This window comes from Streptomyces sp. NPDC052036 (assembly GCF_040680495.1).
Lineage (GTDB): Bacteria > Actinomycetota > Actinomycetes > Streptomycetales > Streptomycetaceae > Streptomyces.
In genome coordinates, this window is record NZ_JBFAWW010000004.1 from 256,630 (window position 1) to 270,403 (window position 13,774).

The window sequence follows — 13,774 nt, forward strand, 5'->3', positions numbered from 1 at the left end:
GGGACTTCATGAAGGGACCGGCCCGCCGCGGCCCTCACGCCCTCGGAACAAGGGACCGGTCCTCACGCCCTCACACCCTCAGCACGAGGACGATCTCCTCGATCTCCTCCCCGCGGGCCTGGGCGTACCCCCTGGCCCGGGCCGTCTCCTCGAAGCCGCACTTGCCGAGGACCCGGGCGGAGGCCACGTTGTCGGCGGCGGCACGGGCGTACAGCGGGCGCTCCGGGACCTCCTTCAGCAGCATCCGCAGGGCGGCCGTCGCGATGCCCCGGCCCCACAGGGCGCGGTCGATCCAGTACGTCACCTCGCGTTCGCCCGGCTCTCCGTACACCGCTGCCGTACCCACCACGTCACCGTCCGCCAGGACCGTGCGCACATCGACGTCACCGGAGTCCAGGAGCCGTGCCCAGTGGGCGTCGAAGCCGGCCCGGTCGGCCGGGTCCTCGGGTGTGAACGCGGCCATCCGGAGCGCCACGGGGTCGTTCATCTGCCGGTAGAAGACCGGCAGGTCGCTGTCGTGGACCTCGCGCAGCACGACCTCCACGTCACAGCCTCCGCGCATGTCACAGCCTCCGCGTCGCCAGTGTCAGCCGGTCCCGGGCGTCGAACAGCGCGTCCTTGATCATCTGTTCGTGCGCCGGGGTCAGTCGTGCCACCGGCACCGAGCAGCTGATCGCGTCGCGGGCCGGGGTGCGATAGGGGATGGCGACCCCGAAGCAGCGCAGCCCGAGCGTGTTCTCCTCGCGGTCGACGGCGTAGCCCTGCTCACGGACCTGGTGCAACTCCTCGATGAGCTTCTCCCGGTCCGTGATGGTGTGCTCGGTCAGCGCGGGGAGCGTCTCGGGGAGCATCTTGCGCACCTGCTCGTCGGCGTAGGTGCTCAGCAGCGCCTTGCCCAGGGAGGTCGAGTGGGCGGGCAGCCGGCGGCCGACCCGGGTGAACGGGCGCAGATAGTGCTGCGACTGGCGGGTGGCGAGGTACACCACGTTCGTGCCGTCCAGCCGCGCCAGGTGGATCGTCTCCGTCGTGTCGTCCGACAGCCGGTCCAGGGTGGGGCGGGCCGCCGCCACCACCTCGTCGCCGTCGATGTAGGACGTGCCCACCAGCAGCGCCCGCACCCCGATGCCGTAGCGCGTGCCGGTCGCGTCCGTCTCCACCCAGCCCAGCTCCACGAGCGTGCGCAGCAGCATGTACAGGCTGGACTTCGGATAGCCCACCGCCTCCTGCACCGCGGCCAGGGAGTGCATTCCGGGGCGTCCGGCGAAATACTCGAGCAACTCGACCGTCCGCACCGCGGACTTGACCTGTGCTCCGCCGCCTGTCTCGCCTGCCGACATCGCCCTTGACCCCTTCGTTCGACGGGAAGCCGGAGATATAGTCTCCGAGCAGCATATTCATCATCAGAGACAGCGTTCAGTATATCGAACGCCACTGATGGCTGACGGACGAACTGCGGCATGACAACTGGAGGACCCGCCGTGACAGCAGCACCAGTCTGGAGCGTCGACCCCCGAACCGGGAAGCAGCGGGAACAGGTTGCGGTCGAGGCCACGACCGAGGCGGTGGACGCCGCCGTCCGCGCGGCCCGCGCCGCGCGGGGAGCCCTCGCCGACCGCACGGTCCGCGCGGCCTTCCTGCGCACCGCGGCCGACCGGCTGCAGGCCGCGGGGGACCGGCTCGTCGAGACCGCCGACGCCGAGAGCGCGCTCGGCCCGGCCCGCCTCACCGGCGAACTCGCCCGCACCTGCTACCAGCTGCGGGCCTTCGCGGACATCGTCGACGAGGGTGCCTTCCTCGACGTGATCATCAACCACCCCGACGACACGGCGACCCCGCCGATCCCGGACCTGCGCCGCTACAAGGTCCCCCTCGGCGTCATCGCCGTCTACTCCGCCTCCAACTTCCCCTTCGCCTTCTCGGTCGCCGGCGGGGACACCGCGAGCGCGCTGGCCGCCGGCTGCCCGGTGGTCGTCAAGGCCCACCCGGACCACCCGGCCCTGTCCGAGCAGGTCGCGGCGACCCTGCGCGAGGCCGCCGCCGAGCACGGGATCCCCGAGAGCGTCATCGGGCTCGTCCACGGCTTCGAGGCGGGCGTCGAGCTGGTGCGGCATCCGCTGGTGGCGGCGGCCGGGTTCACGGGGTCCGTGCGCGGCGGCCGTGCGCTCTTCGACGCGGCGGCCGCGCGCCCCGTGCCGATCCCGTTCCACGGCGAACTGGGCTCGCTCAACCCGGTCCTGGTCACCGAGGCCGCCGCCGCCGAGCGCGCCGAGGCGATCGGGACGGGGCTCGCGGGCTCCATGACGCTGGGCGTCGGCCAGTTCTGTGTGAAGCCCGGTCTGGTCCTCGCCCCCACGGGCGCGGCGGGCGACCGGCTGGTGAAGTCCCTGTCGGAGGCCGTCGACGGCGTCGGGGCCGGAGTCCTGCTGGACCACCGGATGCGGGACAACTTCCTCAGCGGCATCGCCGAGCGCGCCGGACTGCCGGACGTGGAGTCCCCGGTGGCGCCGGGCGCGGGTGGCGAGCACACGGTCAGCCCGGGCTTCCTGACCGTCCCGGCCGGGAAGCTGACCGCCGAGGGCGCCTACGACCTGCTGCTGGAGGAGTGCTTCGGGCCGGTCACCGTGGTGGCCCGGTACGAGGACGAGTCCGAGGCGCACAGCGTGCTGTCCCGCCTTCCCGGCAACCTCACGGCGACCGTGCACCTGTCCGCGCAGGAGGCCGCCGGTGAGGGCCGCGGCGCGGAGATCCTCGCGGAGCTGACCCCGCTCGCGGGCCGTGTCCTGGTGAACGGCTGGCCCACGGGGGTGGCGGTGGCGCCCGCCCAGCACCACGGCGGCCCCTACCCGGCGACGACCTCCACCTCCACCTCGGTCGGTGGCACGGCGATCGAGCGCTGGATGCGGCCCGTCGCGTACCAGGGCGCCCCCGAGGCGCTGCTGCCGCCGGAGCTGCGGGACGACAACCCGCTGGGGCTGCCGCGGTGGTTCGACGGGCGGCTGGAGCGCTGACGGGTTTCGGGCGGGCGGGGCGTGTGCGGTCCTCCGCGTGGCGTCCCGCCTCCCCGGAAGGGCGAGCCCTCGTCAGGACCTGGGAGACTCTGCCCATGGACCTCGAACTTCCCGGACTCCCCTTCCTGCTGCGCACCTACGGGCCCGACGGCAACTGGTCCTACGAGGACGGGGTCCTCACCGGCTGGGCCGGGGCCCGGCAGGATCGTTTCGTTGCGCCCACCGGTGAGGGACTGGACCCGGCCTCGGACGCGCCCCGGCTGCTCGGCGCGCCCGAGGGCGACTTCCAGCTGATCGCCCGGGTCACCGTCGGCTTCAACGCGTCCTTCGACGCGGGCGTGCTCTATGTGCACGTGGGGGAGCGGGCATGGGCCAAGCTGTGCCTGGAGTATTCGCCGGACGTGCCCACGGTCTGCACGGTGGTGACGCGCGGGCACTCCGACGACGCGAACTCCTTCACCGTGGAGGGCAGTTCGGTCTGGCTGCGGGTCAGCCGCACGGGCCGGGCGTTCGCCTTCCACGCCTCCCGGGACGGACAGCGGTGGACGTTCGTCCGGCTGTTCACGCTGGCGGAGGAGAAGGAGACGGGTGCGGCCCTGGTGGGCTTCATGGCGCAGTCGCCGGTGGGGGAGGGGTGCGTGGTCACCTTCGACCACCTGGCCTACCGGGACTCCTGGCCGGAGAGCCTGCGGGACGGTTCCTGACGCGCCGCCCGCCTCGGCGGTGAGCCGGCCGGGAACCTTCCCCGGCGGCGGCACGTCCTCCGTTGCATGATCGAAGACCGTGTGACCGGACACCGGGTGATCCGTACCGCGCTGTCCGCCGACACGCAGGCCGTCGCCGCACTGCACGCACGAGCCCGGGCGACCTACTACCCGGACGGACTGCCGCAGGACGGCATCGACTGGTCCGCCGCCTGGCTGAGCGCCGTCCAGCGGCCGGACGGCCAGGTGCTGTGCTCCGTCGAACAGGGCCGTATCGTCGCCGTCGCCTCCTTCCGTGTCCCGGAGGGCTCTCCCGCGAAGACCGTCAAGCTCTTCCAGTTCCATGTCGACCCCGACCACTGGCGCCGGGGCATCGGCAGCGAGCTGCACGCGGCCTGCGTCGAGGCGTGGCAGGCCGACGGCAGGCGCACGGCGGTCCTCGACGTGCACACGGACAACCGGCGCGCCCAGGCCTTCTACGCCCGCCACGGCTGGATCCCCGACCCGGAGAACCCGCCCGCCGAGGGCGACCACCACCTCTTCCTCCGATACGCCGTGCCGGGGGAATGAAAGTGGACGCTTGAACGTTCACCTACGGTCGCGGGGGAGGTCTCCGCGCCCGTACGACCTGGAGAGAAGCCGAAGACATGCGCGTGGAGATCTGGTCCGACATCGCCTGCCCCTGGTGCTATGTCGGAAAAGCCCGCTTCGAGAAGGCGCTCCAGGCCTTCCCCCACCGCGACGAGGTCGAGGTGGTGCACCGCTCCTTCGAACTGGATCCGCATCGCGCCAAGGACGACGTCCAGCCGGTTCTCGCGATGCTGTCCAAGAAGTACGGCATGAGCGAGGCACAGGCGCAGGCCGGGGAGGACAACCTGGGCGCGCAGGCCGCCGCCGAGGGCCTGGAGTACCGCACCGCCGGCCGTGACCACGGCAACACCTTCGACATGCACCGGCTGTTGCACCTGGCCAAGGAGCAGGGCCGGCAGGACGAGCTGATCCAGATCCTGTACCGGGCGAACTTCGCCGAGGAGCGCTCCGTCTTCTCCGAGGGCGACGAGCGGCTGGTCGGGCTGGCCGTGGAGGCCGGACTCGACGCCGAGGACGTCCGCCGAGTGCTCGCCGACCCCACCGCGTACGCGGACGCCGTGCGCGCCGACGAGCGCGAGGCCGCCGAGCTGGGCGCGAACGGCGTGCCGTTCTTCGTCCTGGACCGCCGCTACGGCGTCTCCGGTGCCCAGCCCGCCGAGCTCTTCTCCCAGGCGCTCACCCAGGCCTGGGGCGAGCGCTCCCCGCTGCGGCTCATCGAGGACGGCGGAGCGGAGGCCTGCGGCCCGGACGGGTGCGCGGTTCCGCAGAGCTGAGCGAAGACGCAGGTCACGACGGTCGCATAAGCGTTTCTTCGGGGAACCCCATAGGAATCCGCGATGGACTGTGACTTCCCTGGGCCGCAGAGTGGTCCCATGGAGACCTTCGAGACCCTCGTCCGCACGGAGTTCGCCCCGAAGAACACCTATCTGAACACCGCGAGCACCGGGCTGCTGCCCGCCCGCACGGTGGCCGCCATGCACACCGCCGTGGAGTCGGCGGCCGCCGGGCAGCCGACCGACATGTTCGCGGACGTCGAGGCCGCCCGCGCCTCCTTCGCCCGGCTGGCCGGGGTCACCGCCGGCCGGGTGGCGGCCGGCGCCTCGGTCGCCGTCTATACGGGCCTGATCGCCGCCTCGTTGCCCGAGGGGGCCGAGGTGCTCACCGCCGAGGGCGACTTCAGCTCCGTGGTGAACCCCTTCCACGTCCGCCGCGATCTGAAGGTGCGCAGCGTGCCCCTGGAGCAGATCGCCGAGGCCGTGCGGCCCGGCACGGCGCTGGTCGCGGTGAGCGCCGCCCAGTCGGCGGACGGCCGGATCGCGGACCTGTCCGCGATCCGGGCCGCGGCCCAGGAGCACGGGGCTCGGACCTACCTTGACGCGTCACAGGCCGCCGGCTGGCTGGACCTCGACGCGGGCGCGTACGACTATGTCGCCGCCGTCGCCTTCAAATGGCTGCTGTGCCCGCGGGGCGTGGCCTTCCTGATCGTCCCGGAGGACCTCGGCGGCCTCAGCCCGCTGTTCGCCGGCTGGGTCGCGGGGGAGCGGCCCTGGGACAGCTGCTACGGCCCGGTCGACGAACTCGCCCATTCCGCCCGGCGGTTCGACGAGAGCCCCGCCCTCTTCTCCTACGCCGGCGCCCGCCGCTCCCTCGAACTGCTGGAGGAACTCGGCGTGGACACCGTACGGGCCCATGACCTCGCCCTCGCCGAGCGTTTCCGCACCGGCCTCACCTCGCTCGGCCACGAGCCGCTCCCGGCGCCGGCCTCCCCGATCGTCTCCGTGCCCGGACTCGGCGCGAGGCAGGGCGAGTTGAGCGGGTCGGGCATCGAGGTCTCCGACCGCGCGGGCAATCTGCGCGCCGCCTTCCACCTGTACAACACGCCGGAGGACGTCGACCGGCTGCTGGCGGCGCTGGCCGGATGAGAACCGGGCCGGGGCCTCCCGTCCCACACGAGAAGGCCCCGGCCCGGCGGTCGGTGCGGCGCGGACACCGGCTCAGCGCACCGGAGTGAAGTCCCGCGCGCCGATGAACTCAGGACGTCGCACCGGTGCCGCGAACGGTTCCACCGCCGCGTTCTCCACGCTGTTGAACACGATGAAGACGTTGCTGCGCGGGAACGGGGTGATGTTGTCCCCCGAGCCGTGCATACAGTTGCAGTCGAACCAGGTCGCCGAACCGGCCTTGCCCGTGAACAGCTTGATGCCGTACCGGCCCGCCATCTCGGTGAGCGCCTCGTCGGAGGGCGTGCCCGCGTCCTGCATCTGCAGCGACTTCTTGTAGTTGTCCGTCGGCGTGGCCCCGGCGCACCCCAGGAACGTCCGGTGCGAGCCCGGCATGATCATGAGCCCGCCGTTGGTGTCGTGGTTCTCGGTCAGGGCGATCGAGACGGACACCGTCCGCATGTTCGGCAGGCCGTCCTCGGCGTGCCAGGTCTCGAAGTCCGAGTGCCAGTAGAAGCCGCTGGCCCCGAAGCCCGGCTTGACGTTGATCCGCGACTGGTGGACGTACACGTCCGAGCCGAGGATCTGCCGGGCTCGCCCGACCACGCGCTCGTCGCGGACCAGCCGCGCGAACACCTCACTGATCCGGTGGACCTCGAAGACGGACCGGATCTCCTTCGACTGCGGCTCCACGATCGACCGCTCGTCGGTGCGGATCGCCGGGTCGGTCACGAGCCGGTCCAGTTCACGGCGGTAGACCTCGACCTCGTCCGGGCTGATCAGTTGGTCGACGGCGAGGAAGCCGTCACGCTCGTACGCCTGGAGGTCGGCGGTCGAGACCGGGCCGGGCGTGTCGGGAGAGCCCCAGACGACCGGGTCCTGACGGGGGACGGACACCTCGGTGGTGCCGCGGCTGGGGTACAGATCACTGGTGGTCACGGTCACTTCACACCTCCTCGGTCAGCAGCGGATAGACGCCGTTCTCGTCGTGGTCCTCCCGTCCGGTCACGGGCGGGTTGAACACACAGATGCAGCGGAAGTCCTCCTTGACGCGCAGCGTGTGCCGCTCGTGCCCGTCGAGGAGGTACATGGTGCCGGGAGTGATCGAGTACGTCTCCCCGGTCTCGTGGTCGGTGAGTTCGGCCTCGCCCTCGACGCAGACGACGGCCTCGATGTGGTTGGCGTACCACATCGACGTCTCCGTGCCCGCGTACAGGACCGTCTCGTGGAGGGAGAAGCCGACCCGCTCCTTGGAGAGGACGATGCGTTTGCTCTCCCAGGTCCCGGACGCCGCCTTCACATGCCGGTCGGTGCCTTCGATGTCCTTGAACGAGCGGACGATCACGGTGGTGTTCTTCCTTCTTGCTAGACGGTTTCCCGGACGGCGCGGGCGAGGACGCTCATGCCCTCGTCCAGTTCCTCCGGGGTGATGGTGAGGGCGGGCAGCAGCTTGACGACCTCGCTCTCGGGGCCCGAGGTCTCCACGAGCAGCCCGAGGTCGAATGCGCGGTGGGCGACCCGCCCGGCGCGCTGCTTGTCGTGGAACTCCAGGCCCCACACCAGCCCGCGCCCGCGGTACTCCTTGACGTCGGCGAGGTTCTCCTCGGTGATCGAGATCAGCCACTGCTCGACCTGCTCGCCGCGCGCCCGGGTCTGTTTCTCCATGGCGGATCCGTCGGCCCAGTACGTCTCCAGCGCGGCGGTGGCCGTGACGAACGCGGGGTTGTTGCCGCGGAACGTGCCGTTGTGCTCGCCCGGCTCCCAGATGTCCAGGCCGGGCTTGAACAGGCACAGCGACATGGGCAGCCCATAGCCGCTGATGGACTTGGACACGGTGACGATGTCCGGCACGATCCCGGCCTCCTCGAAGGAGAAGAAGGCGCCGGTACGGCCACAGCCCATCTGGATGTCGTCGACGATCAGCAGCATGTCACGGCGTGCGCACAGGTCGGCGAGTCCCCGCAGCCACTCGGGCCGGGCCACGTTGATGCCGCCCTCGCCCTGCACGGTCTCGACGATCACGGCGGCCGGGCGGTTGAGCCCCGAGCCCTGGTCCTCCAGCAGCCGCTCGAACCACAGGAAGTCGGGAACCTTCCCGTCCAGGTAGTGGTCGAAGGGCATGGGCGTCCCGTGCACCAGCGGGATCCCGGCCCCGGCGCGCTTGAAGGCGTTGCCGGTGACGGCCAGGGAGCCCAGGGACATCCCGTGGAAGGCGTTGGTGAAGGACACGATGGCCTCGCGCCCCTTCACCTTCCGGGCCAGTTTGAGCGCGGACTCGACCGCGTTGGTGCCCGTGGGCCCCGGGAACATGACCTTGTACGGCAGATCGCGGGGGCGCAGCACGAGGTCCTGGAACGTCTGGAGGAACGACCGTTTGGCGACGGTGGACATGTCCAGACCGTGGGTGACGCCGTCCCGCTCCAGGTAGTCGATCAACGCCCGTTTGAGTACGGGGTTGTTGTGGCCGTAGTTGAGCGAGCCCGCGCCGGCGAAGAAGTCCAGGTACTCGTGGCCGTCCTCGTCGTGCATACGGCTGCCCTGCGCGCGGTCGAAGACGGTGGGCCAGCCGCGGCAGTAGCTGCGCACCTCCGACTCGAGAGTCTCGAAGACACTGAGGTCCGGCTGGGTGATGGTCACGGCGAAATCGCTCCTCGTGCGTGGGGGGGTGTCCGGGGAGTGCGGAGTCCGGAGTGCCGGCGGGCGGTCCGGGCTCGTGGGGGAGTCAGACGGGGAGGGGACCGATGCGGTAGAGCACCTCGGGGTCGTGGGGTCCGTCGGGGAACTGGCCCCGCTCGAAGAGGACCTCGGTCTCGACGGCCGCGCCATGACGCCGGGCGTACGAGGCGAACAGGCGCTCGGAGGCGGTGTTGCCCGGGGTGATCGTGGTCTCGATCCCGGTGACCCCGTGCTCGGCCGCGACCCGTGCCGTCAGCCCGTCCAGCAGCCGTGCCGCGAGTCCGCGCCCGCGCTGGTCGGCGTCCACGGCCACCTGCCACACCAGAAGGGTGCGCGGCCGGTCGGGCCGGAGGTACGCGGTGACGAAGCCGACGGGCCGGCCGTCGGAGCCGCTGCGCGCCACGGCCGAGGTGCCGGCGAAGTCACGGCACCACAGCAGATAGCTGTAGGAGGAGTTCAGGTCGAGTTGTCCGGAATCCCTGGCGATGCGCCAGAGCGCGGCCCCGTCCGCCACCTTCGGACGGTCGATCCGGGGCTCCTCCGGCTTTTCCAGAAATTCCGCTTGCAGGTCTGCTTGTGCGGCGGTCATGCCGTTGGAACTTACCCAGCGGAATGGAAAATTGCATCGCCGAATGCGGTTACGGACGAGCGAGGGATGTGTTATCACGCGGGCGCGTGCAGGCATGCGAGATCGAGGGCGTTTTTGCCCGGTATGCATTGAAAATACCGGGGCAAAATGGTTGGGGTGTGGAGTCGGTCACACCCATGTAATCATCACGAGATCTGCTCGAATTGTGCCGCTCTGTGTTCGCGAAATCTTTGCGTTTAGGTTCGGGAGGAGCGGGCAGGAGAATATGGGTTCTATCCTCGCGCTAATTCGATAATTGCGCGTAAAGATTCCGGGCGCAATGCCTATTCGGTTCGCGATACCCGGGGAAGCGGCATACTCGGGACGGCACGCCCGCGTTCCCGCCCCCCGGCTCGGGGAGGGGGCGGGAACGTGCGTGGATCACGGGCGGCGGTGCCGTCCGTCGTCAGTCCTGCGGCCAGGCCTCTGCCGCCGCCCGCCGGGCCGCCGCCGGGTCCACCGTGGCCCCGGAGTCGCGCAGCGCGGCCCCCAGTGCGGCCAGGCTCGCCTGGACGACCTCGGGCCTCGCGTCGGCCCCGTAGTGGTTGACCCGGATCATCTCCTTCGCCAGCGCGCCACCGCCCGCGGCCAGCGGCAGCGTGGGATCCGACCGCAGCGCCGCAGCGACCAGCTCCGACGCGACCACCCCGGACGGGGTCCGCAGCGTCGTGGCGACCGGCGCCGCCTCCGCGTCCTTGTGTACGAACGGCTCCAGACCCCCGCCGAGCGCCGCCGCGCCGGCCCGGGTGGCCGCGGCGGCGCGCCGGTGCCGGGCCGTCACGGCGTCCAGGCCCGCCGTCTCGATCCGCTCCACACAGGCCTCCAGGGCCAGCATCTCCAGCTGTGCGGGCGCATGCAGCAGCGCGGTGCGGCCGCCGTCGATCCAGCGCTCCCTCCAGTCCAGGAGCGACAGGTACGAGCGGCGCGGCGCCGTCGGGTTCGCCGCCATCCGGGCCCACGCCCGCTCGCTCACCGACACCGCCGACACTCCGGCCGGCCCGCCCATGGCCTTCTGCGCTCCGATGACGCACAGATCCACGCCCCAGGCATCCGGCAGCACCGGCTCCGCGCCGATGGACGCGACGGCGTCCAGATAGAACAGCGCGCCGTGCTCCCGCACCACCGCGCCGATCTCCTCGACCGGGTTGGTGTTGCCGGTCGCCGCCTCCGCGTGCACCAGCGACACGAAGTCGATCTCCGGGTGCTCGGCGAGGGCCTCACGGATCTGCGCCGCCGTGACCGCCGTGTGGAACGGCACGGCCAGGTCGTGCACGGTCGCCCCGCAGTCCCGCAGCCAGTCGCCGAAGGTCTGCCCGTAGGGGCCGGTGATCACGTTCAGTGCCGTCGTGCCGGGGCCGGCGCATCCGCGGATCGCGCCCTCCAGCGGCAGCAGCGCCTCGCCCTGCATGATCACGACGTTCTGCTCGGTGGACATGAGCCGTGCCACACGGTCCTCGATCGAGGCGAAGCGGGAGGCGCTCAGCGGAGGGAGGTCCAGGAAGGGGTGCGTCACGGCGGTGCTCTCTTCGGTCACGGGTGGATCGCGGGGCGGATCACCAGGGGGATCACGGGGTAGATCGCGGAGTGGACGAGTCGAGCGTAACCGGCGGGTCTTTCACCCTTTCGGCTGGTTGGTTCTTAGGTCGGACGGGCCCGGAGCCATCGGAATAATTTGAGAGACCCAAACATTTCCTTATAATCGGAACCCGCACATCACCCCACACCCCACAGAGAGGTCCCCCGTGAAGACGCTCCTCGGGCGCCGGGCCCGCTTCCTGGCCGCCGTCACCGCGACGGCCGGCGCCGTGCTCGTGGCCGGCTGTACCTCGAGCGGCAGCGGCGGCAGCGCAGGCAAGTCGGCCGCCGGCGGGGTCGACCTCGTCAAGGCGGGTCAGATCACCACCTGCACGCACCTGCCGTACCCGCCCTTCCAGTCGGAGATCAACGGCAAGGTGCAGGGCTTCGACGTCTCGCTGATCGACCTGGTCGCCAAGGACCTCGGGGTGAAGCAGCAGATCCTCGACACGCCCTTCGAGAACTTCAAGACCGGCGCGTTCCTCAACTCCGGCGAGTGCGACGTGGCCGCGGCCGGCATGACCATCACCCCCGAGCGCAAGAAGAACGTCGACTTCTCCGACCCGTACTTCGACGCCACCCAGGCCGTCCTGGTCGACAAGAAGAGCGGCGTCAACTCGCTGGCCGACCTGAAGGCCAAGGGCAAGAAGCTCGGCGCCCAGGCTCAGACCACGGGTGAGGACTACGCCAGGAAGCAGGGCTTCGACCCCATCTCCTTCGAGTCCTCCGACGCCGTCATCAACGGTCTGCGCACCGGCCAGGTACAGGCCGTCATCATCGACTACCCGGTCGTCCAGAGCTGGCTCAAGGACAAGGCGAACGCGAACGCCTTCAAGGTGGTCGACAACCTCAACACCGGCGAGCAGTACGGCTTCACGGTGAAGAAGGGCAACAAGAAGCTCCTCGCGGCCGTGAACAAGGCGATCGCCGGTGCCAAGGCCGACGGTACGTACAAGAAGCTGTACGAGCAGTGGATCGGCCCGTACACCCCGTCCGCCGCCTCGCCGTCGGCCTCATGAGCGACCCCGCGGACACGGCCGTCCCGACCCTCGCGCCGCGCAGGAAGGGGCTGACCCGGCGCCAGAAGCGCAGGCTCTCGCGCGGCGCGCAGTACACCGTCTTCGTCGCCGCCGTGATCGCTCTGGCGGTCTCGGCGGACTGGGGGCGGCTGCAGAACCAGTTCGCGCAGGCGGACATCGCGAAGCAGATGTTCCCCGACGTCATCACGCTGGCGTTGAAGAACACCGTGCTCTACACCCTGTCCGGCTTCGTCGTCGGCCTGGTGCTCGGCATGGTCATCGCGCTGATGCGGCTGTCGTCCGTGGGGCCCTACCGGTGGGTCGCCGGCATCTACATCGAGATCTTCCGCGGTCTGCCCGCCCTGTTGATCTTCATCTTCGTCGGGGTCGCCGTGCCGCTGGCCTTCCCCGGGATGGAGATCATCGGCGGCACCTACGGCAAGGTGGCCCTCGCGCTCGGCCTGGTGTCGGCGGCCTATATGGCGGAGACCATCCGCGCGGGCATCCAGGCGGTGCCCAAGGGACAGCTGGAGGCGGCCCGTTCGCTGGGCTTCTCGCCCGCCCGGGCCATGGTCTCGATCATCATCCCGCAGGCGTTCCGGATCATCCTCCCGCCGCTGACCAACGAACTCGTCCTGCTCTTCAAGGACTCCTCGCTGGTGCTGTTCCTCGGCGTCACCCTGGAAGAGCGCGAACTGTCCAAGTTCGGCCGCGACCTGGCCAGCCAGACGGCCAACTCCACACCGATCCTGGTGGCCGGCCTGTGCTACCTGCTGGTCACGATCCCGCTCGGCTTCGTCGTACGCCGTATGGAGGCCAAGGCCCAGGAGGCCGTCAAGTGAGCCCTACCCCAGAGATCCGGATCCAGGACCTGCACAAGTCCTTCGGCGACAACGAGGTGCTGCGCGGCATCGACCTGGAGATCGGCCAGGGCGAGGTGGTCTGCGTCATCGGCCCGTCCGGCTCCGGCAAGTCCACCCTGCTGCGCTGTGTGAACCTCCTGGAAGAGCCCACCCGGGGGCAGGTCTTCGTCGGCGGCACCGAGCTGACCGACCCCGACGTGGACATCGACGCCGCACGCCGCCGCATCGGCATGGTGTTCCAGCAGTTCAATCTGTTCCCGCACCTCACGGTGACCCAGAACCTCGCCCTGCCGCAGCGCCGCGTCCTCAAGCGGGACAAGGCGCAGGCCGCGCGGATCGCCGCCGAGAACCTGCGGCGCGTGGGCCTCGCCGAGAAGGCGGACGCCTACCCCTCCTCCCTCTCCGGCGGCCAGCAGCAGCGCGTGGCGATCGCCCGCGCGCTCGCCATGGGCCCCGAGGTGATGCTCTTCGACGAGCCGACCTCGGCCCTCGACCCCGAGCTGGTGGGCGACGTGCTCGCCGTGATGCGGATGCTCGCCGACGAGGGCATGACGATGATGGTCGTCACCCACGAGATGTCCTTCGCCCGGGAGGTCGCCGACCGGGTCGTGTTCATGGACGGCGGCGTGGTCGTTGAGGACGGCACCCCCGACCAGGTCATCGGCGACCCCCGGCACGAGCGCACCCGGCACTTCCTGGCCCGGCTCCTCGACCCCGCGATGGCCCAGGTGGAGGAGGGGACCTCCGACCGGGCGGCCGGGAAGGCCTAG

At 70.6% G+C, this 13,774-nt stretch carries 15 protein-coding genes; 8 read left to right on the top strand and 7 right to left on the bottom strand.

What is annotated here, in order from left to right:
* Window positions 1-70: 70 nt before the first annotated feature.
* Both AB0L95_RS09435 and AB0L95_RS09440 read right to left on the bottom strand, forming a co-directional pair.
* On the bottom strand, window positions 71-544 hold the full coding sequence (locus AB0L95_RS09435; protein ID WP_365159651.1) for a GNAT family N-acetyltransferase: 474 nt from the start codon (window positions 542-544) through the stop codon (window positions 71-73).
* A 19-nt stretch (window positions 545-563) separates the two neighbouring features.
* Window positions 564-1,337 carry an IclR family transcriptional regulator gene (locus tag AB0L95_RS09440; protein WP_365159386.1) on the bottom strand — a complete coding sequence of 258 codons (774 nt, stop codon included), beginning with the start codon at window positions 1,335-1,337 and terminating at the stop codon, window positions 564-566.
* 141 nt (window positions 1,338-1,478) lie between these two features.
* Here AB0L95_RS09440 and AB0L95_RS09445 point away from each other — a divergent pair, with 141 nt between their 5' ends.
* The 5 genes from AB0L95_RS09445 (at window position 1,479) to AB0L95_RS09465 (ending at window position 6,225) form a co-directional block, all read left to right on the top strand.
* The gene (locus AB0L95_RS09445) at window positions 1,479-3,008 is read left to right on the top strand and encodes an aldehyde dehydrogenase (NADP(+)) (RefSeq protein WP_365159389.1); all 1,530 of its coding nucleotides are present in this window, start codon (window positions 1,479-1,481) and stop codon (window positions 3,006-3,008) included.
* 95 nt (window positions 3,009-3,103) lie between these two features.
* Window positions 3,104-3,712 carry a DUF1349 domain-containing protein gene (locus AB0L95_RS09450; protein WP_365159391.1) on the top strand — a complete coding sequence of 203 codons (609 nt, stop codon included), beginning with the start codon at window positions 3,104-3,106 and terminating at the stop codon, window positions 3,710-3,712.
* Between the two features lie 66 nt (window positions 3,713-3,778).
* On the top strand, window positions 3,779-4,282 hold the full coding sequence (locus AB0L95_RS09455; protein WP_365159394.1) for a GNAT family N-acetyltransferase: 504 nt from the start codon (window positions 3,779-3,781) through the stop codon (window positions 4,280-4,282).
* A gap of 77 nt (window positions 4,283-4,359) precedes the next feature.
* Window positions 4,360-5,076 (top strand): DsbA family oxidoreductase, encoded by a 717-nt coding sequence (locus AB0L95_RS09460; protein ID WP_365159397.1) that lies wholly within the window; start codon window positions 4,360-4,362, stop codon window positions 5,074-5,076.
* Window positions 5,077-5,175: 99 nt separating this feature from the next.
* A complete protein-coding gene (locus AB0L95_RS09465) occupies window positions 5,176-6,225 on the top strand; it encodes an aminotransferase class V-fold PLP-dependent enzyme (protein ID WP_365159400.1) in 1,050 nt (349 codons plus the stop codon).
* 72 nt (window positions 6,226-6,297) lie between these two features.
* Here the strand turns inward: AB0L95_RS09465 and thpD are convergent, their stop codons facing one another.
* The 5 genes from thpD to AB0L95_RS09490 form a co-directional block, all read right to left on the bottom strand.
* Window positions 6,298-7,188, bottom strand: a complete 891-nt coding sequence (gene thpD / locus AB0L95_RS09470; protein ID WP_365159403.1) for an ectoine hydroxylase — start codon at window positions 7,186-7,188, stop codon at window positions 6,298-6,300.
* A gap of 1 nt (window position 7,189) precedes the next feature.
* Complete coding sequence (locus AB0L95_RS09475) at window positions 7,190-7,588, bottom strand: ectoine synthase (RefSeq protein WP_365159406.1); 399 nt, start codon at window positions 7,586-7,588, stop codon at window positions 7,190-7,192.
* A gap of 20 nt (window positions 7,589-7,608) precedes the next feature.
* The gene (ectB, locus tag AB0L95_RS09480) at window positions 7,609-8,880 is read right to left on the bottom strand and encodes a diaminobutyrate--2-oxoglutarate transaminase (protein WP_365159409.1); all 1,272 of its coding nucleotides are present in this window, start codon (window positions 8,878-8,880) and stop codon (window positions 7,609-7,611) included.
* An 85-nt stretch (window positions 8,881-8,965) separates the two neighbouring features.
* Window positions 8,966-9,508 carry a diaminobutyrate acetyltransferase gene (gene ectA / locus AB0L95_RS09485; protein WP_365159412.1) on the bottom strand — a complete coding sequence of 181 codons (543 nt, stop codon included), beginning with the start codon at window positions 9,506-9,508 and terminating at the stop codon, window positions 8,966-8,968.
* Between the two features lie 445 nt (window positions 9,509-9,953).
* Window positions 9,954-11,060: an aminotransferase class V-fold PLP-dependent enzyme gene (locus AB0L95_RS09490; protein ID WP_365159654.1), complete on the bottom strand. Its 1,107-nt coding sequence runs from the start codon at window positions 11,058-11,060 to the stop codon at window positions 9,954-9,956.
* Window positions 11,061-11,289: 229 nt separating this feature from the next.
* Between AB0L95_RS09490 and AB0L95_RS09495 the strand changes: the two genes are divergently transcribed.
* The 3 genes from AB0L95_RS09495 to AB0L95_RS09505 are packed head-to-tail and all read left to right on the top strand — an operon-like array spanning window position 11,290 to window position 13,774.
* Window positions 11,290-12,141: a transporter substrate-binding domain-containing protein gene (locus AB0L95_RS09495; protein WP_365159415.1), complete on the top strand. Its 852-nt coding sequence runs from the start codon at window positions 11,290-11,292 to the stop codon at window positions 12,139-12,141.
* Window positions 12,138-12,983: an amino acid ABC transporter permease gene (locus AB0L95_RS09500; protein WP_365159418.1), complete on the top strand. Its 846-nt coding sequence runs from the start codon at window positions 12,138-12,140 to the stop codon at window positions 12,981-12,983. Before AB0L95_RS09495 ends, AB0L95_RS09500 begins: the two co-directional genes overlap by 4 nt.
* The gene (locus AB0L95_RS09505; protein ID WP_365159420.1) at window positions 12,980-13,774 is read left to right on the top strand and encodes an amino acid ABC transporter ATP-binding protein; all 795 of its coding nucleotides are present in this window, start codon (window positions 12,980-12,982) and stop codon (window positions 13,772-13,774) included. The genes AB0L95_RS09500 and AB0L95_RS09505 overlap by 4 nt, the downstream gene beginning before the upstream one ends.